Annotated in this window: 20 protein-coding genes; all 20 read right to left on the reverse strand. The window is 39.4% G+C overall.

The genetic code is table 11. The features are described from left to right. Nucleotides 1–8: 8 nt before the first annotated feature. The 20 genes from ABE504_RS26145 to ABE504_RS26240 all read right to left on the reverse strand — a co-directional run bounded on the left by ABE504_RS26145 (nt 9) and on the right by ABE504_RS26240 (nt 19,946). Entirely contained in the window at nt 9–1,235 is a 1,227-nt protein-coding gene (locus tag ABE504_RS26145; RefSeq protein ID WP_430094573.1) for an acyl-CoA reductase, read from the reverse strand. Next, nucleotides 1,236–2,324 carry an acyl-protein synthetase gene (locus ABE504_RS26150; RefSeq protein WP_430094575.1) on the reverse strand — a complete coding sequence of 363 codons (1,089 nt, stop codon included), beginning with the start codon at nt 2,322–2,324 and terminating at the stop codon, nt 1,236–1,238. Next, nucleotides 2,321–3,706, reverse strand: coding sequence for an AMP-binding protein (locus tag ABE504_RS26155; protein ID WP_430094576.1), 1,386 nt, complete (start codon nt 3,704–3,706; stop codon nt 2,321–2,323). The genes ABE504_RS26150 and ABE504_RS26155 overlap by 4 nt, the downstream gene beginning before the upstream one ends. Before the next feature lie 145 nt (nt 3,707–3,851). Further along, a complete protein-coding gene (locus ABE504_RS26160) occupies nt 3,852–4,595 on the reverse strand; it encodes an SDR family oxidoreductase (protein ID WP_430094578.1) in 744 nt (247 codons plus the stop codon). Then, complete coding sequence (locus ABE504_RS26165) at nt 4,596–4,832, reverse strand: acyl carrier protein (RefSeq protein ID WP_430094580.1); 237 nt, start codon at nt 4,830–4,832, stop codon at nt 4,596–4,598. A 16-nt stretch (nt 4,833–4,848) separates the two neighbouring features. Further along, nucleotides 4,849–6,141, reverse strand: coding sequence for a sugar phosphate nucleotidyltransferase (locus ABE504_RS26170; RefSeq protein ID WP_430094582.1), 1,293 nt, complete (start codon nt 6,139–6,141; stop codon nt 4,849–4,851). A gap of 49 nt (nt 6,142–6,190) precedes the next feature. Continuing rightward, nucleotides 6,191–7,294: a glycosyltransferase gene (locus ABE504_RS26175; protein WP_430094584.1), complete on the reverse strand. Its 1,104-nt coding sequence runs from the start codon at nt 7,292–7,294 to the stop codon at nt 6,191–6,193. Nucleotides 7,295–7,310: 16 nt separating this feature from the next. Then, nucleotides 7,311–8,396 carry a glycosyltransferase gene (locus ABE504_RS26180; protein ID WP_430094586.1) on the reverse strand — a complete coding sequence of 362 codons (1,086 nt, stop codon included), beginning with the start codon at nt 8,394–8,396 and terminating at the stop codon, nt 7,311–7,313. A gap of 11 nt (nt 8,397–8,407) precedes the next feature. Then, entirely contained in the window at nt 8,408–9,346 is a 939-nt protein-coding gene (locus ABE504_RS26185; protein ID WP_430094588.1) for a GDP-L-fucose synthase family protein, read from the reverse strand. Between the two features lie 19 nt (nt 9,347–9,365). After that, a complete protein-coding gene (gmd, locus tag ABE504_RS26190; RefSeq protein ID WP_430094590.1) occupies nt 9,366–10,403 on the reverse strand; it encodes a GDP-mannose 4,6-dehydratase in 1,038 nt (345 codons plus the stop codon). A gap of 36 nt (nt 10,404–10,439) precedes the next feature. Then, nucleotides 10,440–11,612 carry a glycosyltransferase family 4 protein gene (locus ABE504_RS26195; RefSeq protein ID WP_430094592.1) on the reverse strand — a complete coding sequence of 391 codons (1,173 nt, stop codon included), beginning with the start codon at nt 11,610–11,612 and terminating at the stop codon, nt 10,440–10,442. Then, the gene (locus ABE504_RS26200) at nt 11,609–12,541 is read right to left on the reverse strand and encodes an NAD-dependent epimerase/dehydratase family protein (protein ID WP_430094594.1); all 933 of its coding nucleotides are present in this window, start codon (nt 12,539–12,541) and stop codon (nt 11,609–11,611) included. The genes ABE504_RS26195 and ABE504_RS26200 overlap by 4 nt, the downstream gene beginning before the upstream one ends. Nucleotides 12,542–12,544: 3 nt before the next feature. Continuing rightward, a complete protein-coding gene (locus ABE504_RS26205; RefSeq protein WP_430094596.1) occupies nt 12,545–13,189 on the reverse strand; it encodes a class I SAM-dependent methyltransferase in 645 nt (214 codons plus the stop codon). 106 nt (nt 13,190–13,295) lie between these two features. Continuing rightward, nucleotides 13,296–13,958, reverse strand: a complete 663-nt coding sequence (locus tag ABE504_RS26210) for an acyltransferase (protein ID WP_430094598.1) — start codon at nt 13,956–13,958, stop codon at nt 13,296–13,298. Then, nucleotides 13,948–15,429 carry a hypothetical protein gene (locus ABE504_RS26215; RefSeq protein ID WP_430094600.1) on the reverse strand — a complete coding sequence of 494 codons (1,482 nt, stop codon included), beginning with the start codon at nt 15,427–15,429 and terminating at the stop codon, nt 13,948–13,950. The genes ABE504_RS26210 and ABE504_RS26215 overlap by 11 nt, the downstream gene beginning before the upstream one ends. Before the next feature lie 31 nt (nt 15,430–15,460). After that, nucleotides 15,461–16,510 carry a nucleotidyltransferase family protein gene (locus tag ABE504_RS26220; RefSeq protein WP_430094602.1) on the reverse strand — a complete coding sequence of 350 codons (1,050 nt, stop codon included), beginning with the start codon at nt 16,508–16,510 and terminating at the stop codon, nt 15,461–15,463. A 40-nt stretch (nt 16,511–16,550) separates the two neighbouring features. Then, entirely contained in the window at nt 16,551–17,360 is an 810-nt protein-coding gene (locus tag ABE504_RS26225) for a cytidylyltransferase domain-containing protein (protein ID WP_430094604.1), read from the reverse strand. A gap of 31 nt (nt 17,361–17,391) precedes the next feature. Next, nucleotides 17,392–18,444 carry an N-acetylneuraminate synthase family protein gene (locus tag ABE504_RS26230; protein ID WP_430094606.1) on the reverse strand — a complete coding sequence of 351 codons (1,053 nt, stop codon included), beginning with the start codon at nt 18,442–18,444 and terminating at the stop codon, nt 17,392–17,394. Further along, the gene (locus ABE504_RS26235; protein WP_430094608.1) at nt 18,428–19,315 is read right to left on the reverse strand and encodes a hypothetical protein; all 888 of its coding nucleotides are present in this window, start codon (nt 19,313–19,315) and stop codon (nt 18,428–18,430) included. Before ABE504_RS26235 ends, ABE504_RS26230 begins: the two co-directional genes overlap by 17 nt. 7 nt (nt 19,316–19,322) lie before the next feature. Next, the gene (locus ABE504_RS26240; RefSeq protein ID WP_430094610.1) at nt 19,323–19,946 is read right to left on the reverse strand and encodes an acetyltransferase; all 624 of its coding nucleotides are present in this window, start codon (nt 19,944–19,946) and stop codon (nt 19,323–19,325) included. Nucleotides 19,947–19,954: the final 8 nt, after the last annotated feature.

Genomic DNA, 19,954 nt, shown 5'->3' on the forward strand with positions numbered 1-19,954 from the left:
GCTCCCCCTTAACGCAAATCCACTTCTCTTGTCAAATAGCTTAGCAAATAATACCCGTCCCAGACCTCTGCAAAATCCAGTGCTTTCCCCACGGGGATAATCCGGTCGAGTCCTCTTCCATTTAAAGCATAGATGAACGCCGTTAGCTCTTCTTTGGTAAATCCGAAGTAGGACAAGGTTTGATCTTTGTCTGTTACAAATGTTGAGAGCTCTAGCAACGACGCGCAGGATAATTCTAAAAACAACCCTCCACCACAATGCATCTCCCTAATCTGCTCATTCATTTCGGTCACCGCAACGCGTGTCGGCGTATGCAAGGCTGCCGAGGATACAGCCTCCGTGTACGAATGTGCGCCATAGAAAAAGGCTGTCGTCAATCGCGTTACTTGCAGAGCCGTTGGCAATTCATATTGTACGGCCTGCAGCTTGGCTGTCAGCGCGTTCCAAAACCTCATTTTCGCTTCCTCAATATGCTGATCATTCCCTACCCAGCAGACAAGCCTTGGTGAAGAGCAAGCCATTTGTTGAAACCAGAACGCATCATTATAAAAATCATGTGCGAGCCTCGCCAAATTTTCGTCCGTTATAGAAATAAGCTGATCTGCCGAGATCACGACCGTTGAGAAACGGTCCGCGAAGACCAGCTCCGTGGCTAACGGCGGTAAAGGAATGTCGCGAATCGTTCGGATCGTCTGATCGCCTCCCCAGATGACTCGCACATGACAAAGACTCGACAAAAAATGCGAGATCTGTCGATCGTGCGCATATGTCACAAACAGCGTCCGCTGCTTGATCTCCTCATAGGCGGCTTGATCCATCACCTTATCGATAATGCCTAGCAGCACGGTAAGCTGCTCATTCCTATTTTGCGATAAGCGAACAATATTGATATTCCCCGCCAGCATGGACAGGACCCAAGAATACAAGAAAATCGTATCGACATTCGATGGAGCGAAGTGAAGCACTACGCCTCTTGCCAGTAAAATACGACTCTCACTGCGCTTCTCGAAATCCCGCTGAATTTGTACAATATTTGCTTTCCGGAGCCAATACCCTGTAGCCATTAATTCCGGATAAGCTCGCATTTGTTTGTTTTTTAGAATGACCGCAGACACTTCCTGCAAAAAATGCACGACAACGGGGGAGAACGGGTGCAACGGCTTCAGCTTCGCCATGTCGGCTGCATGTGCTTGCCAGTCCTCCGTAGATAGCCCCATCGGCATAAGAGCTTCCATTTACACATTCACTCCAATCTGCCGATCATAGGCATGGGTGTCACTGCATCCTCTAATTTCTGCTTTAGGAATCCGGCCTTCGATCGTGAAATATTTCCCCATTCGACCACACGGACAATTGTCTTCTCCATGTATCGTGCCGACATCCTCAGTTATCAAACTATGACCCGGATAGCTTTGAGGCAAAATGCTGATGACTTGCACGATCCCCTTGGTTTCATTCGTAACCGGCTTCAAAGTTTCAAAATCCCGGATGATGACATCCGCAAAGCCTGGTGTATGAAAATATCCATGCTCACACTCCATGAAAATCGAGCCCACTTGCTCAACCATGCCATAGTAGTTATGAACACGTGGAATCTGAAATTGCTCAAATAGGGATTGCTTGAACACGTCATTGCTGACTGCTTCATCGTTTAACTTCTTCCAACCGCCACCGTGAATTAAAATGCTATTACTGAGCGGAAGTTGGATACGTTGATTACGACAAACTTTAAATAAGTATTGCCAGATCATGAACGTAAACCCGAATAACAAGATACGTTCACCCGCATGCTTTTCTAAAAAGGCATTCAAACCCAGCCAATCAATCTCCATATTGTCATCCAACAAATAGAAGTGGTTGCGTCCAAAGTTCGAAAATCCAACGATGCCCGCTCCCCTCGCACTGAAAGCCTTACGATCTTTTATCACATTCTTGGTATCAATAATGATCATCGGCAGCCGCTGCTTCCCAATGAAATCTCTCACAATGGCGACAAGCGCTTTCGACTGAAGCTCCGAGGTGGCACGATCAATAAAAATTTTCGATACTTGCTGCGAGGTGGTCCCGCTGGATGTTAGGGTTTTGATCACTTCTGCTTTAGGCACGGAACATAGATCAAGCATTTTAAAAAGCTGAACAGGTAAGTACGGCAAATCCTCTACATGACGGATATCTCGCTTGAAGGGAACTTTTCCCAAAATATGCTGATAAGGCTCGCAGTGCCGCTGATGAAAGTCCGTTAACCGCTTTAACTCATTGACTAAAAAACCTTGCTTTGCGGTGCGATTCATTACATAGGGAGTTTGAAAAACGGCTTCGTTCATGGCATCATGTCCTTTAGCTTCAGATAGTTCATTTTTCCATTTTCTAGCCGCGGCAGATTGGGTAAAGCTTTTACAGAAAATGACGATGCGTGCAGCTTATATAATTGGCGTACATACTCGGTAAGTACGGTGATCTTCGATTCATCCTCCGTAAAAATGAGCAGTTGGTCATCGCCCCCTGTACAGGCAATCGGCAGCGAAAACTTCACTTCTATCTGCTTTTCGATTTCGTCCAAATTCATTCGCAGACCAAAAAGCTTAATGAATCGCTTCATTCGACCTTTTATATACACATATCCCTCATCATCCATCTTGGCTAGATCCCCAGTATGCAGCGATCCGCTTAACTCGTTACCTTTGGCCAAATCCTCGCTCGCCTCGGCGTAACCCAGCATCACATTGGGGCCCTCGTAAATAAGCTCCGAGGTTTCCTCATCAATTCGAAACGCTCCATTGGGAATGGCAATACCAACAGAATCTGCTTTTTCCGCAAGTCTATCTGGAGGAACATAGCTCATCCGCGCAGTTGCCTCGGTCTGACCGTACATCACGTAGAAGCGTCTTCCTTTCTCAATGGCCATGTTCTGAAAAGATTGAACCAGATTAGGAGCTAACCGGCCACCCGCTTGTGTAAAATACCGCAAAGAAGGCAGCTCCATTTGCCCAAACCGTAGACGATGGAGCATTTGATAGGTATAAGGCACACCAGATAGCGATGTTGCTTTTTGATCTTTAAAAAAACTCCAGAACTCTCTAGAGAGTATCGAATCGTTCGTCATCAGCAGCGTACCGCCAACTAGCAGGTGACTGTTAATGACAGATAAGCCGTATGAATATTGAAATGGCAACGTCGTAATCGCGCGTTCCGATTCATCCAGGTGCAAATAAGTCGCGATCGACTGCGCATTCGCTTGCAAATTCTCATAGGAGAGACGAACGAATTTGGCGCTGCCTGTTGTTCCTGAAGTGCTCAGCAGTACAGCCAGATCAGGGTAGATCTCTGCTGCTGTACGGGAGGATTCCTCCTTCGTCCACACAGTGGACGAGGATTTATAATAACCATCAAATGCATTCGCCTGAGATGGAGATACAATCCAATTGGGCTCATATGTACGAACAATATGCTCAAGCAGCGTTGTTTCTAACAGCCCATCCAGCAGCATAACCGCATGACCTGCCTGCAGACACGCCACGTAGGCTGTCAGCGTCGCTGTGTCGTTTGCACAAAGCAGCAGAACTAGCTGTTTGCGAGCCACCATTGGCAGCTGTGCACGAAAGTCGTCCACACGCTGCTGCAGTTCACCGTAGGTAATATCTTTATCAGCAGTCGAAATGACCGCTGTTCGCTCGCTATACTTACCAACATTCCAAAACGTAGACACCGTGCACACTTCCTTTTTCCTATCGCAGGTTCCTCTTACTATTATCGGCTGCTGGGAAGCATCTAATTAGAAAAATAATGAGGTTGTTTCAAAAAGTGCCATGACTGCACCCTTTGAAACAACCTCATGAGTCACGATCCTGACGTTAGACAACCATGCCGCCGTCGACACCAAGCACTTGTCCTGTCACATACGTGGACAAATCCGAAGCTAAGAAAAGAATGGTATTCGCCACCTCTTCTGGCTTCCCCGCTCGTCCCATATGGATGCTCGATAAGCGGTCGTTATACTTTTCCTGTGATAGCTTCGAGGTCATATCCGTTTCAATAAAACCAGGCGCCACGGCATTCACTCGTATACTAGATGAAGCAAATTCTTTAGCTGCAGATTTTGTAGCCCCAATCACAGCTGCCTTACTTGCCGCATAGCCAACCTGTCCAACATCTCCATGTCGACCGAGAATAGAGCTGACATTAATAATGGACCCGCTTCTTTTGCGCATCATCAAGCGTGTCGCGTACTGCATATGCGAAATGGTGGCCATCACATTAACGTCAAACATCTCATTTAGTTTTTCCTGTTGAACGAAACCAAGCAAGCCATCATTGAGAATTCCAGCGTTATTGACAAGGATATCAAGCTTTCCGTATTGTTTATGGATGCGTTGAAAAGCCTGCTTGACCTCCGCTGCCTCCGTCACATCGTAGCATAGGACAAGCGGCGTATGCTCGGATACCTCGCTTATAGTAGCGGCTAATGACTGCAACTCGTCTTCGTTACGCCCATTAATAATTACAGCAGCCCCATGCTTCGCCAAAACAAGTGCTGTCGCCCGCCCAATCCCTTTGGAAGCCCCTGTAATTAAAGCTACCTTGCCCTCAAGCAGCATTTAAAACTCCACCCCATACTTGCCTAAAATCTCTTTGGCCTTTGCAAATGAACTTAGATCAATGACATCGTCCGTATCCATCATAATATCGAAGCCTTCATCGATCGCCGCGATCAGCGACATGTGAGCAATTGAATCCCATTGTTCAATACTGTTATACGCTAGATCGTCTACAACAATGCTTTCGGAGACGCCTAATGCTTCTGCGAAAATGGCTTTCAGCTTTTGTTCGTTCATGTGAGTTCCTCCAAGACTAATTTTGACCCATTCGTATTTCGATAAAATCAAGATCGGTTTCCGCATGTACAGAAGGATTAGAGTTAACTGGGATTTGCAGCATATCCCCTTGCCCCACTCTACTCGATATACGATCTTGAGTAAACTGCCCTTCTCCTGAAATAATGGTCCATGTTGCGCTACGGAAATGAGGGTCGTTGTAGCTCAGGCTCTTCCCTGCTTCTACATGTATGCGCCTCGTCACAATTTCCGTATCGTTCTGCTTTGTATAGTCAAGAACACGATACCAGCCCCATTGCCGCTCCTCATACATTGGCCTTGCAAAGAGCCCCTCCGTTAGCATTTCCTTCATTCTTGAGCTAGCAGGCTTGTCCGTAACAAGAATGCCATCTGCACTAACAGCAACAACTGCATTAGAAATCCCCAAAACCTTTACAGGTAAATCTAATTCATTGATAATGTGCGTATTGTGGCAATCACTGCTCAATCCGCCATTGCCAATCACATGCCTTGACATCTCTTCTGTTAGAGTATTCCATGTCCCAAGATCTTTCCAGTAACCATCGTAGGTTAATGCAACAATGCGACGAAGATGTTCGACTACTTCATAGTCGAAACTATTTTTAGGTAAGGAGGCGAAATTTTGAAGAAGTTCCTTATAGGTAGTCGGGAGATTGTTATTGCGTAGCCAATCTATCATAAGCTTTAGTGGAAAAGCAAAAACACCACTATTCCAGTATGAACCCAATTTTATTAAATCTTCCGCGGCCGTTTCTGATGGTTTCTCTGTAAAATGATCAACTTCCAAATAACGATGATGTGCCTTGGGAATCAAATAGCCATATTTAGAAGATGGATATGTCGGTTTAATCCCTAATAAAGCCATTTCCGCATCTGATTCCTTCACCAGCGACTCCAGTTCAAGAACCCGTTCATAAAAATGATCTTGAGCGAACGTATCAACCGATACGATACTAACTACTTCATCCTCATTCATCTTTATGACAGAATGAAGGTAGCTGCATGCTAAGGCGATTGCAGGGAGAGTATCCCTTCTCTCCGGCTCAATAATAATGGGGATGTCCAGCCCTAATTGAGTATGAAGCATTTCGACTTGGGAGGAGCTCGTTGCTACTATGATATCTTCTCTTCTGGCAACTTTCATTAATTGACGAAAAACACGTTGCACCATCGATTCTTTCTCTGCCTGCTCATCTTCCAAAACCTTTAGAAACTGCTTCGCACGTGAATCATTGGACAGAGGCCATAATCTAGAGCCGGATCCCCCTGATAGCAAAATGACTTTCATATGGCCCTCTTTTCTTGGTATAGAATAACAATCGTTTGTTTGCCAAAAGTTACTCGCTGACCAAATGGACTAACTCTTTCCAGCTATACACTTTCATTGGCTCTACACACAGCTGTTCGATTTGCTGAGTAATGGCCTCTTCATGATTGCCTTCAATGGAAATAATAATAGCATCAATTTTTGTTGCATTTTCCTTAAGCCACTTGGGACTATAGACGTGAACGGATTGTAGTTCCTGACCTTGCATAGCATCATTGTTATCAAGGAAGCATTCAACGTGTACAGTGGAGTATTTTTTACAATCGGATAAAATGTAAAGTCCAGTCTTCATCGCTCCAAAAATTGCGATAGCCTTCACACCAGTTTCTTCGAGAAACGTGCTAATACCTTTATCGAACAATAACTGGCTTTCAAACCATTTCCGGTAAAGCGGATTAATATCCTGCTTCTTCTTACCCGAAATTCCGGTCTTAAAGTGCTTATCTAAAACGATTTCCGCCTCAAGAATCGTTTGCTGCCGGGAAGAGTAGTCATTGGACGTGCCACCGAGACGAAAACAAGTAATAATCTTGTCGATGTATAAAGATGTTTTCTTTTCATCCAGAAAGCACTTAATCATAAAATCTAAATCAGCTACAATAACATACTTTTCATCAAAGGAACCGTATTCTTCAAATAACGACCTACGTGCAAAAAAACCTTGGTGTGGATAGGTTTGCCCCGCCTTAAAGTCTTCTATCGTCATCGGTTTTCCTGTCGTATATCTGAAATTTAAATTTTCATCAATTCCTTCCACTAATCCATATACAAAATCAAAATCAGAAGAGGCTATTTTCTCGGCAACTACAGCCAGAACTTGGTTATCGTAAAAATAGTCATCCGAATTCAAAAAATAAATGAACTCGCCTTCCGCCATACGAACACCTTTATTGAAAGCATCGTATATGCCGTGATCCCGTTCACTAACCGTTTTATTAATATGATTAGCGTATTTAGCTACAATCTCTAACGTTTTATCGCTTGAACCACCATCAACAATAATCAATTCATATTTATCAAAGGATTGGTTGACGACACTTTGAATTGCGACTTCTATATACTTCTCGCTATTGTATGTCGCCATAATGATTGAAAATATCGGTTTTTTTTTCATCACAATTCACTTTCTCTCAATGAATACTCTCTTCCACTAGTTGCTTCCACCAGAGCACTTTCACTTGATGACCGAACTTTTCTTTTAAGCTGGATGTAATTTCACTACCTGTGGAACTTTCAAGAGAAACAATAATACAATCAATTTGCTGAAGCCGCTGCTGCAGTTCAATCTCTTTAATAATCGGAATATCGAATTTATAAATTGAGCTTTCATGAAAATTATCTATAATAAAAGGCACTTCAAATCCTTCTAAAAACAAGTCTTGAATAAGGTAGTCTGCAGTTTGTAGCGAACCAAAAATAGCAACACGTTTGCATGCGTTATGTAAGCAATTCGTGATCCCCTTTTTTTCCAGCAACAATTTCTCTAGCCAATGTCTGTACAAAGCATTATTTCTAATTTCTACCTCAGCTAACGTTCTCTCCACTTGAAACAAATCTTTAATAACTTTTTCCTTCTCCAACATGCCAATAACTCGCGTCGTATAGTTCGATGAAATGCCACCCACATGGAATGCCGCAATAACTTTATTTATATATTTTGTGCGTTCCAATTCATATTTAAAAAAATATGCAGATCTTTCAAAATCCCCTACAACTCTATGATTTTTATTAAAAAGTCCATAGGTATCGAACAACCATTTTCTCGCAAAAACTGCTTGATGAGGCGGCGCATATCCCTTTGAAAAATCATCCAAAGTGAACTCTCTCCCGTATAACCGGGGGGCTTGTTTATCCTCATAGATCATCTGAACATTCCCATAAACTAACGAAATATCGTCATCAAATGAGTTCATTACGTCCTCAATAATTGTGGAGCTAACTAAATAATCATCTGAGTTTAAAAAATAAATGATATCGCCTGTTGCATGCACAATACCTTTGTTAAAGGCATCATAAATTCCCTCATCCGGCTCTGACACAAAGATATCAACATTTTCTTTATAATTATTTACAATATCGACTGTTCTATCTTTAGAATAGCCATCAATAATTATAAATTCAATCTCAGAATAGGTTTGTTCGATGACACTCCTAATCGTTCTTTCCACATATTTTTCGCTATTATAAGTAGCCGTAATAATGGAGATTTTAATCATATTAGTTCTCCTCACACGATGTTCTGCTTAAACCACTTATAAGTGTCTTCGATACCTGTCTTTAGGCTTGTTTTTGAACTCCACCCTAGCTGATTGATCATTGAGACGTCTGTCACTTTTCTCGGCGTTCCATCGGGTTTAGAGGAATCGAATACAATTCGGCCTTCATAGCCAATTACTTCGCACAACACTTTTGCAAGGTCATGAATAGTTATATCCCGCCCTGTACCAATATTAACGAACTCACCTATGTCTTTGTGAGCAAATCTCTGCATAATCGTTACACACGCATCAGCCAAATCATCTACATGTAAAAACTCTCGCAAAGGTGTACCCGTTCCCCAGACAGTTACCTCCGGAACTTGATTTACCTTGGCATCATGAATCTTTCTCATTAATGCCGGTAGCACATGAGACGTTTCCAAATCAAAATTGTCATTGGGTCCGTACAAATTCGTGGGCATAACGCTAAGGAAGTTTGTCCCATATTGTCGATTATATGCGTTACACATTTTGATGCCTGCAATCTTAGCAATCGCATAGGGTTCGTTGGTCGGCTCGAGCTCACCTGTCATTAAGTAAGCTTCCTTTAATGGCTGAGGGGCATGTTTCGGATAGATGCAAGTGCTTCCTAAAAACAGAAGCTTTTCTACGTTATATTTCCTAGCCGCCTCGATAACATTTGACTGAATCATCAAATTATCATACAAAAACTGTGCCGGGAAATTAGCATTCGCTAAAATCCCTCCAACCTTTGCCGCGGATAAAAAAACATACTCCGGCATCTCGCATTTAAAAAAGGCGTCGACTTGCTGTTGATCCCGTAAGTCCAGCTCCTTACTCGTACGAGCCACAATATTTTCAAACCCCTGATTTTCTAAATTGCGAACAATCGCTGATCCCACTAACCCTCGATGCCCCGCAACAAATATCTTTGAAAGTTTATTCAACTTGATCACCTATGTTTTTTTATATACGGTTCTTTTTAGAACTCACAAACTCCATATCCGCATGCATCATCATTTTGACAAGACCCTCAAGATCGACTTTTGGGTTCCAATCTAGCTGCTTGTTCGCTTTAGATGGATCACCTAGTAGAAGTTCTACCTCTGTAGGACGGAAATATTTTGGATCAACAGCCACTACAATTTTGCCCGTTTGTGCGTCAATTCCTTTTTCGTCTACGCCTGTGCCCTGCCATTCCAAAACGATATCTACCTCACGGAACGCTAATTCAATAAACTCTCGTACTGTATAGGTTTTCCCGGTCGCGATTACAAAGTCTTCAGGGGACTTTTGCTGAAGCATCAGCCACATCGCTTCCACATAATCGCCCGCATATCCCCAATCCCTTCTTGCATCCAAATTTCCTAGATACAGCACATCTTGAACGCCTTGTTTAATACGAGAGACGGCCAAAGTAATTTTACGTGTTACAAAAGTTTCGCCGCGCAATGGAGATTCATGATTGAATAAAATGCCGTTACAAGCATAGATATTATAGGCTTCACGATAATTAACAGTTATCCAATACGCATATAGCTTGGCTGCTGCATATGGACTGCGTGGATAGAAGGGGGTTGTTTCTCGCTGGGGTGTTTCCTGCACCTGGCCATACAGTTCACTTGTAGATGCCTGGTAGAATTTTGTTTTCTTTTCCAGGCCTAGTATGCGAATTGCTTCAAGCATACGTAAAGTTCCGATCGCGTCAGCATTTGCCGTATACTCTGGTGTTTCAAAAGAAACCTGAACATGGCTTTGCGCAGCTAAATTGTAGATTTCATCAGGCTTGATTTCTCCTATTAGTCGAATTAAATTAGAGGAATCCGTCATATCCCCGTAATGTAGAACCAATCTTTCATCACTCAAAAGCCCTTCAATACGATCGTTCTTCTCGATGGAAGAACGCCGAATAAGACCATGCACTTCATAATCTTTATCTAACAGAAGCTTAGTAAGATAGGCACCGTCCTGACCATTGATGCCGGTAATTAAAGCAACTTTCATGTTATCAATTCCTTTATTTACTTGGATAGTTAGCACTCATTTTTTATTAAAATCCACTACAGCAATATAAATAAGTGAATATAACTTTTCTGCATATTTTTTAACATTCTCGAAAGCTTCAGTTTTAGCTTTGTTTTCTTTATTTTTCATCTGTTCAGCATCCTCTTCTAAGTCCAACAAAAAGTGGATTTGAGAAGCAAGATTAACAGCATCGTCTTTATTAAAGTAAAAACCGTACCGGGGTGCTTGTTCGACATGTACATCAATATCCGACATTAAAATAGTTTTTCCTAGTACTCTACAATCTTCGACAATTGTACTCCACCCTTCAAACAAAGAGGGTTGAATCACAAACTTACTTCTTCTTATTAGCTGAATTTGATCTTCTCTGGGGATGAAACCCAGAATTTTTATATTTTCAGTGAGTTTATCTTCGTCAATCTGTTTTATTAAATCAGAAAAATATTCATCATTTCTATAATCACGGGTGGCCCCTGTGCAGACCAAATTCACTTCAATTCCTTTATTTTTTAGAGCTTTAATAGCTTGAAATAGTACTTGATGATTTTTATGAGCCCAAAACTGATTACTACACAAAACAAAGTTAGATGTTAGACCATACTTCTGTAATACATCGTCAGGATTGTGGCTATACCACTCATCATTAGGCAACAGATAAAACTTTAACACTTCAGTGATTGCTTCTGAGTTAGAATAGAACTTCAAAAAATCTTTCTTTGCACTTTCACTGCTAAAGACAATCATTCTGGCTTGGTCAGCGACTTCTTTAAATTTGCTATCTCTATACTCTACCTCCTCTTTGGTGAAAAAACCAGACAGATATTTATGTTGGAAATCCGGTATCCACGAAATAGAGCAACGATGCGGCAATACATTACTATTAACGGGGAAATATACATCTGTAATTGTAGCCAGCTCATCATATGATTCGCAATAAGTTACAGCGTCCCCCAATAAAGAAACAACCTCATTTGATTTACTTCCCACGAAAACAATTCCTTTAAAGTAATTCAGAAAGCTTTTATGGAGTGTAAAATCACTTAATTGTTGTGGACGTACAATTAAATACAGCTCTAACTTCTTATCTTTTGGCAGTAAAGAATTAGATCTTGCTAAATATTCTAAGTAGGTAACGCCCCCTCCCCACTTTTCTCCACCTATAATTGGAACTGCAACTTTTAGGTTCATACACCCTCCATAATCTGAGTAAACCATTTACAATAGGATGAAACACCTTTTTCAATGCTAATCTCGGGAATAAATCCTTTGCCTCTCAATTGCTTTGTATCAGCTTGCCAAAAAGATGGGTCACCTGCACGTGAATCACCTTTAAATATAATGCTTTTATCGCTTTCCAATTCTTTTTTCACCATAACCGCCAATCTAGAGATTTCCGTGTGGAGTCCAGTAGCTAAATTAAAAATCCCCATTTCTCTTCTATGTACAAACAAGTCGATACATTTAACAGCATCCTGTATATGTATGAAGTCCCTTGTTTCAGTCCCGTCCCCAAAAAGTTCCACTGAATTCATCTCTCTGTTTGAAAACTTTTTACAGAGATCATATAAAATTTGTTTTTTCAATCCATTTCCATAAACAGAAAAAATTCTAAAAATCAAAGACTGAATTCCATAAATCTTTGTGTACTCTTCAATGATTCTCTCACAGATCATTTTATTATATCCATACGGAGAAATTGGGGAAATTGGACTAGACTCATTGATCGGAAGAGAAACTGGATTTCCATATACTGCTGCACTAGACAAATACACAAAAAATGTTTTCAAGGAACCTTGACGGATTGCCTCAAGAATACTGATACAGGACTCAACTGTATCGTGGTAATCTTTGTAAGGATATTGAAAGCTGTTATTTACAGAAGCCCCCCCTGCACTATGAATGCAAACATCCGGCTGATTTTTCCTAAAAAAATCAACTAATTCATCATTGAAACTTATATCAATATTCACTATTTTTGAAATAGCATATTGATTTAATAGTCGTTCCTTCTCTTGGCTTATTCTACCCAGGGCAATAACTTCATATCCAAGTTGACTGAACCATATACACAAATGCTGTCCAATAAATCCACCAGCACCTGTTACTAAGACTTTCAAATTCTATTCCCCTCTCTTAATAGCAAATGCTATTCCATACCCCGATTCGACAAATTCAAAACTAGATAAATGAGGGAATTTTTCTAGCACTCTATGCCAAACATCATGTAAATATCGATGACTAGGGTGTGCAATATCATCAAACACGATAACACCACCGATATTTAATCTTGGTATTACGTTCTGTAAATCTTCAAATGCACCCTCTTCAGAGTGATCGCCGTCAACTGTAATTAAATCGAATTTCAACTCCGGGTTTTCTTTGAAAAACTGTGGGATTGTTTCTTGGCTATTCCCATTAATGAATTGAACATGGCCTCTGTGTCCAAGTTTTTGCAGTTCATGATTTACATACTCTGGTCCTGGATTTTCCATACCTGCATAATTTTCTACCCACATATCAAATGCAAATAAATTCACATCAGGGTTGCCTCTTACGACGGTACATAAAGATCTACCTCGACGAACACCAATCTCGAGATAATTCGTTGGCTTAATTAATTTTGCAGCAGCATATAACACGTTAATGACGTCAAAATTTACCCAGTTATAGCCAAACCCTTTTAAACCTTCTCTATAAAAAGCATCAACATATTCAACATATTCATCGCTGGTCAGCTCCCCATGAAACGATAATAGTTCTTCCATCAGTTCCTTTGACGAAGCACAGTTAGCCAGTTAATAAAACAAGCCCGAAGTAATTTTCTTTATATGAAAATACTGAGTTACTTATCTAGTTGCCCCTCTCCAATCGTTAAATATTAATCCCATTTCCCGCTAGTATAGGATCAAGTCTTCTAATTCTACTGTTCTCGTTCAATATTTTTTTGTATTCTTCTCTAGTAGGCAGCCCTACTTCCTCTCTATCTTTAAACACGTTCTGAATTTCCGCCTCACTTCTAACTCTTTCCCAAGTCTGGTTTTTGGGATTATACATTTTTATTATTTTAAATGGATTGCCGGCAACTAGCGAAAAAGGTGGAACGCTTTTATTTACAACAGAATTCGCGGCTATAATACTCCCTCTACCTACAACGATATCACCAGTTATAACCACATTTATGCCTATCCAACAATTATCTTCGACGATCACACTTCTGTTTAACGTAACTCCTTGCTGAATTATAGGTGTATAGATATCTTCAAATACATGATCTGCATCTGAAATATAGACTCTCGGAGCAAGCAGACAATAGTCGCCTATTTCTAAATAACCCCCAGTGGAAATCAAAGATTGACGACCAATAAGTACACATCTTCCAATCTTTAAGCGAACCTTTTCATCTCTAACACAAACATTTAGCCACGCGTTGTCCCCAATGCAGCTACCGTTTTCAATTTCAATACCCTTCATTCCTATTAACTGTACCATATTTCCGAACGATACATCTGGGAATTTGTCGAAGTTATTGTCCAAGGTTAATCCCCTCCTTTAATTTATCGTAAGCATTTAATAGAGTAAGTTGTTGATCAGAAATGAATGATTTAGTCAACTTCTGTATATTTCTATCTAGTAGCAGTTCATTAATATCCTTTTCTACCCACAATGAAAAATCTCCAGGCTGGGGGGTGAAATTTGTTCGAAGAACTCCACAAACTTGCGAAAGAAAGTAATAGAGCAGTACATCATCATCAAGTTTATTATCGGCATCTTTTTGCAGTGCTTGTACTATTGTCTTAAAATATTCATCTTTTGAGTTTGCCTTATAAACAAAACTTGCCTCTGAATAGTAACAATCACTCTCAATAATTACTTCTCTCTTTAAAATACTTGCTTCTATACCTACAGTTGATGTATGAGGCAATACAATACTTGAATTTTTTATCAATTCATAAGTATTCACAAACTCCTCACAAGAATAAATTACAACTCTATTGCTCTCAATGTATTTCTTCTTCAAACTTTCTACTAGATTATATTTTTCCCTAAACATATTTTCAGCGGGATGTTGCCTTATAACAACAGTTGCCGTGGTGTTCTCTATTAAGAACTGAAGAGTCTCTGTTACCCACGAATAGGTGTTTTTAAATAATCTATGTTTTCCTAGTGCCGCTGCATCCCACACAACATTTAGAGGAATCAATATATCAAAATTATCTTTTGTTGGATTCGAATTGATAGTCTTCAGTTGATAGTTTATTGCGCTTCTACCCGTAAGCCTGAGATTTAATTCTTGCTGTGCATACCCCTTCATTCTAGAAATGTCTTCTTCGCTGAATAAATCATTTAAATTCCCAGCTATTATCTTTGTGTCCGTTTGATATGCAGCCACATCTTCATAACCTGCAAGCATAGATCCTGGACCAGAATCATATGTGGATACTCGTATGCCATATTTTTTTCCAAAGAATAGGTATAAACCGCTATTCCCATAAATACCACCGGGAACAATCATACGATCAAATGAATTTTTCTTAAAAAAAGATTTAATTAAAGCGGAATTTTCAATTAATCTTTTCTTTAAATCTTCACTTATCTTATCTCCCACTGAACCAAAGTCGTCAGTTCTAGATTTCCAGACTGCGTTAAGATAAGATAATCTACTTATTTCTTCTGACTCTTCGATAGATATGAATGTATCGCTTGTATTTTCACTTAATTTAATAATTCTCATATAATTCGAAACTAATGATAGATTCTCTTCTATGATTCCAATCTGCTCTTCATCATCTTTCCCAAACCCTAAATCATCAAAGATGATAACTGGCTCTGCACCCATCCTTTCACTTAATAATGCTAATGTAATAGAATACCATGGTACAGCTGTAAAGAGCCAGGGAGTTACGACAAATCCAACTTTGGGTTTTATAATCGATACATCTCGGTTTGGAGGAGAAACATTCACCAGAAATTCTTTAAACATCCTTGCTTGTTCAATAAATAACATTTGCATCACCTATCATTCTTATAATGAAAATTCACAAGAATAAGCTTCTGTACTCTGCATTAGCCTGTTCATAATCAGCTAATCTCCCAATATCCATCCAATACTCTCTGACTGGATATACTAGCGCATCCTCATTTTCTTTTATTAGTCGCTCAAATAGCTCGGGCATATCAAAGAAAGTATTAGGCGGAATCATCTCTAGAACGGTAGGGTTTAATACATAAATGCCTGCATTGACAAAATATCGCTCTATAGGCTTTTCCTCAATTGCAATAAGCTGTTGATTTCTTGTCTTTATGACTCCATACGGTACTTGATATTCATACTCTCGAACACATATCGTTGCTTGTGAGTTATTTTCTCCGTGGAAATAAAGAAGTTGCTCAAAGTTTACCTTCGTCAACAAATCGCCATTCATAACAATCATAGGCATAGTTGATTTCTCTGTAATCAAAGATAACGCTCCTGCTGTTCCAAGTCGCTTATCTTCTTCTAAATATGTAATGGAAACGCCAAAATCAGAACCATCGCCGAAATGGTGTTTAATCAGCTCTTTTTTGTAATTCACGGAAATAGCAAAATTGCGGAAACCATATTCATAAAAATTCTGAATGATTGTTTCTAAAATCGGTTTTTCTCCAACTTTAAGAAGAGGCTTGGGTATTTCGTCTGTAAGAGGGCGTAGTCTTGTTCCTAGTCCCCCTGCCATGAGAACAATTAAATTATCGTATATTTTTCTATTTAAAGAACCTTCAGACAGCTTCAAATCTATAATCCTGTTGTTTTCATCTAAAACGGGCACATGCCGAAGATTCTTTTCCTTCAGTCTTCTGTTGATAGTGCGAGGATCCGCACCATGCTTTAGTACGATAGGATTTCGGTTCATTACTTCCATTACTGATTCGGAAAGATCCACTCCTTTCAATATTGCTCGGCGAATATCTCCATCTGTGATGATCCCCTGCAATCTTTGATCGGCATCAACAACGATAACAATCTGCAATCCGATTCTATCAAGCACTTTCATTGCATCTAGAATTGTGTATGATTGATGTATAAGCAATTCCTTCCATTTATTCATAGCTTCTACAACTCCTGCAATCCTGTTTTATTTAACTTTATCATTTGTAAAATGGAACCACCATTGATTTCCCCTTTTTCTCTTCCATAAGTCCCCGAAACTCTACATATTTAACGACTTCTCCCATCGGCAATTTTACTTCATATGTGGGCTCATAGATCACGTCTTGTACATCATTCACTTTAACTATTTCTAAAATCTCCATGAGTTGTGCAGCTATTGCTCTATCATTTAATTTCAAAAAAATCTCTCGAGTTCTTTTTAAATCGATCGATGTATCCATAGTTAATATGTATTTCGATAGATCTTCAGAAGTGTTGTAGTCAATAACTCCGACTTTATAAATATCTGGATTATACATATACAGCATTAGGTATTCACTTAATTTCCGGTCAATATTTTGTGCGCAATGCATAAGTGCAGTATAGCTCATGACTTCAGCCGTGACTCCCAAAGGGACATTTTCAGTACGAGAGTAATCCCACTCATTTAGTAAGTGTTCCTCTATCTGATGATCTAGAATATATGGATCTGTGAATACATTGTCTCCAGTAATTCTCACCAAATAATTTGCTTGTTCAATTTCACCAACAGAAAGCAGCCTTTCAATGACATCTTCCTCTGCACCGCGGTAACACTTAATGCCGTTGCTATATGAAATATCTTCCAAAACGTCATCATATGGGCTTGTTGTCGTGCAAACATAGATCTCACTTAATTGTTTGGATAGCCTCATTCTTTTTATTAAAGCATCTAATGAAGAATGCTTATCATCAACATATCTTAACGCTTTTAAAGGCAATCTACTCGACATCGAGCGAACGATAATACACCCAATTATTTTGTTCATTTGTTTATCCCCCGAAAATACTTAATAAATATTAAAAATCCTCCATTTTGATCAACTCATCATACTGAATGGTTCGTTTGGCCTGTTTCCCGATAATAAAATTGGTGTGCTTCGGTTCAATCCCTGTACCTGGACGTTTAAAATCTAAATCATCTATTTCTATTACTTTTCCTTCAGGAATAGTGTTGGCTGCCACAATACTTCTCCGATATGCTGGCATGCGGCGATAATCTTCTTCATTCAACTCTCTACGGTATGATCCTAAAGCTGCTGTAATCCTGCGTGAACCGTCAACGATCTGCTTCAGTTCATTATAATCTGCTGATGCTTTATGATCCCACCCGAACATTTCTTTATCTATTGTAAAATGTTTTTCAATCATGCATGCACCCAATGCAACTGAAGCCAATGGAATCTCAATGCCGACCGTATGATCTGAAAAACCTACTGCATATGCTTGAAAATAATTTTGCAGCATTGTAATATTTCGTAAATTCACATCGTGATCTTTGGGAGGGTAATTTGAAACACAATGCAAAATAATGATGTCCTTTTTACCCATTTCCTCAAATAATCTAATTGATGTTTCAATTTCAGCCATGGTAGACAATCCAGTCGAAAGAACAATTGGTTTATTCTTTTGCGCAATATAACGAAGAAACGGAAGATTGTTCAAGTCCATGGAAGCAATTTTTATGAAAGGAATGTCTAGTTCATCTACAAGAAAATCTACTTCTTCTTTTGAAAAAGGAGTACATGAAAAATCAACCTTTTTCTCATCTGCATATTTCTTTAAAAATCTAAATTCATCTTGATTAAAGCTGAACTCATCAACGATTTCTTCGAGTGTAAAATCAATCCGATCACGATAATCATCGGCTAAAAAATAATTATCTTCGTATACCTTTTTCGAGAAAATACTGTCTTTTGTCCACGATTGAAATTTTACGCAATGAGCACCTGCATCCACGGCTTGATCAATTAATTGCTTGGCCAAATCCATACTTCCATTATGATTCGCGCCAATTTCCGCAATAATGTAAGGCATTCCGAAATTTTTCACTTCTTTAAAATTGAATTTCATTTTTCCATACCTCGCTTTCGGGAATCACACTCCACCATGGGAATGATTGCCCTTTATTTAATTGAAATTTTTTGTAAAAGCTATTGAAATGAGAATCATCATTCAGATACTCATTGAGTTGTGATAAGTATTCAACTTCTTGTCGATAATATGTTGAAAGATGGCATACATTTCGATAGTGCTGTATTTTGACTGCAATGTTCTTAAAGATTTCCTCTTTACGAAAATCAGAAAATAAAGCTGTGTTCTGCCCATGTTGACGATAATATGTTTTTGCTTCATTTATAAAAACTGCATTTGTTCTATGTAACATCTCTGTATAAAAAGACCAGTCAAAGGCGATCGTATCTTCTAAAATAGATTCCAGAAACTTAATGTTAACCATATTTCTTTTGATTGCTGAATTCGACATTCCAATCATGTTATAGGATTTAATGGCTGAATGAGAAATACGTTGTCTATTTGCGAAGGTTTCGGAAATCAAACTTGCTTTTATAACAGTGCTATCTTCATTTATTAATATCAAGTCATTCATGACAATTGGATATAAATTCAAATATCGCTTTACATATTCAACTCTATTGGAAGAACAAATATCATCGATATCCGCAAAGATGATATTTTCATAAATATCAGATACAAGTATTCTTAACCCACTAACCCTTATATGTGCAATGGATTTTCCACTGTTCTGGTATATTTTTGTTCGCAATTGCTTACCTACGAGTAATTCGAGGTCCTTTTCAATACAACCATCATTGAAAATAACTAAATCAAAGTCTGGATCACCCTGTTTCTCTAAGCATTCCCTAAATTGACGGAAATATTTAGTTGCTTGGGGATATACAAATGTAACTACACATGTTGACATCAGATTATCACTCTTTTCGAGCGGGTACGCCCTTCATTAAACTATGACTTTCCACATTCCTCACAACAGTCGCCCCTGCTGCAATAACTGAATCTTGACCTACCATAATATTTTGAATAATCACTGCACCTGCGCCAACATACACACTCTCATTTATAACCACATTCCCACAGAGCGTGGCGCGTGGCGCAATATGCACATGCGCGTGCACTCTTGATTCGTGGTCTATAATTGCCCCTGTATTTACCAACACATTTTCTAAAATGGACACTCCAGGTTGAATAATAGCCCCTGCCATAATTTGAACACCTTCGCCAAGGACAGCTTCCTCGCTAATAGTTGCCTGATCATGGATAACACTTAAAAAGGAATAGCCTTTTTCCTTATAATATCTATACAGCTTCTCTCTTTTTCGACTATTTGGTGAATAACCAATTCCTAATACTAAAAATAAACTGTCCGTTTCAACCCCTTTTATCTTTTCGTCATCACCAAGCCACTTCAGTGGCACACCTTTATCCTGATTATCAATATAACCTAAAATGTGGATGTCAGATCGCTTCTTAAGAATTTCATGAATAACTTTCGCATGACCACCATAGCCTATTAATATTACATTTTTTATTTCCATACTGCTCA

The sequence above is a fragment of the Paenibacillus oryzisoli genome (assembly GCF_050467285.1).
Lineage (GTDB): Bacteria > Bacillota > Bacilli > Paenibacillales > NBRC-103111 > Paenibacillus_E > Paenibacillus_E oryzisoli_A.

Excerpts from the sequence above, each read along its gene's own strand:
- ABE504_RS26215 (WP_430094600.1), bottom strand. The coding sequence starts at position 15,429 with ATGTTATTTATTGAACAAGCAAGGATGTTTAAAGAATTTCTGGTGAAT.
- ABE504_RS26150 (WP_430094575.1), bottom strand. The coding sequence starts at position 2,324 with ATGAACGAAGCCGTTTTTCAAACTCCCTATGTAATGAATCGCACCGCA.
- ABE504_RS26195 (WP_430094592.1), bottom strand. The coding sequence starts at position 11,612 with ATGAACCTAAAAGTTGCAGTTCCAATTATAGGTGGAGAAAAGTGGGGA.
- ABE504_RS26205 (WP_430094596.1), bottom strand. The coding sequence starts at position 13,189 with ATGGAAGAACTATTATCGTTTCATGGGGAGCTGACCAGCGATGAATAT.
- ABE504_RS26165 (WP_430094580.1), bottom strand. The coding sequence starts at position 4,832 with ATGAACGAACAAAAGCTGAAAGCCATTTTCGCAGAAGCATTAGGCGTC.
- ABE504_RS26170 (WP_430094582.1), bottom strand. The coding sequence starts at position 6,141 with ATGAAAGTCATTTTGCTATCAGGGGGATCCGGCTCTAGATTATGGCCT.
- ABE504_RS26220 (WP_430094602.1), bottom strand. The coding sequence starts at position 16,510 with ATGAATAAATGGAAGGAATTGCTTATACATCAATCATACACAATTCTA.
- ABE504_RS26145 (WP_430094573.1), bottom strand. The coding sequence starts at position 1,235 with ATGGAAGCTCTTATGCCGATGGGGCTATCTACGGAGGACTGGCAAGCA.
- ABE504_RS26180 (WP_430094586.1), bottom strand. The coding sequence starts at position 8,396 with ATGATTAAAATCTCCATTATTACGGCTACTTATAATAGCGAAAAATAT.
- ABE504_RS26225 (WP_430094604.1), bottom strand. The coding sequence starts at position 17,360 with ATGAACAAAATAATTGGGTGTATTATCGTTCGCTCGATGTCGAGTAGA.
- ABE504_RS26175 (WP_430094584.1), bottom strand. The coding sequence starts at position 7,294 with ATGAAAAAAAAACCGATATTTTCAATCATTATGGCGACATACAATAGC.
- ABE504_RS26240 (WP_430094610.1), bottom strand. The coding sequence starts at position 19,946 with ATGGAAATAAAAAATGTAATATTAATAGGCTATGGTGGTCATGCGAAA.
- ABE504_RS26235 (WP_430094608.1), bottom strand. The coding sequence starts at position 19,315 with ATGTCAACATGTGTAGTTACATTTGTATATCCCCAAGCAACTAAATAT.
- gmd (WP_430094590.1), bottom strand. The coding sequence starts at position 10,403 with ATGAAAGTTGCTTTAATTACCGGCATCAATGGTCAGGACGGTGCCTAT.
- ABE504_RS26160 (WP_430094578.1), bottom strand. The coding sequence starts at position 4,595 with ATGCTGCTTGAGGGCAAGGTAGCTTTAATTACAGGGGCTTCCAAAGGG.
- ABE504_RS26230 (WP_430094606.1), bottom strand. The coding sequence starts at position 18,444 with ATGAAATTCAATTTTAAAGAAGTGAAAAATTTCGGAATGCCTTACATT.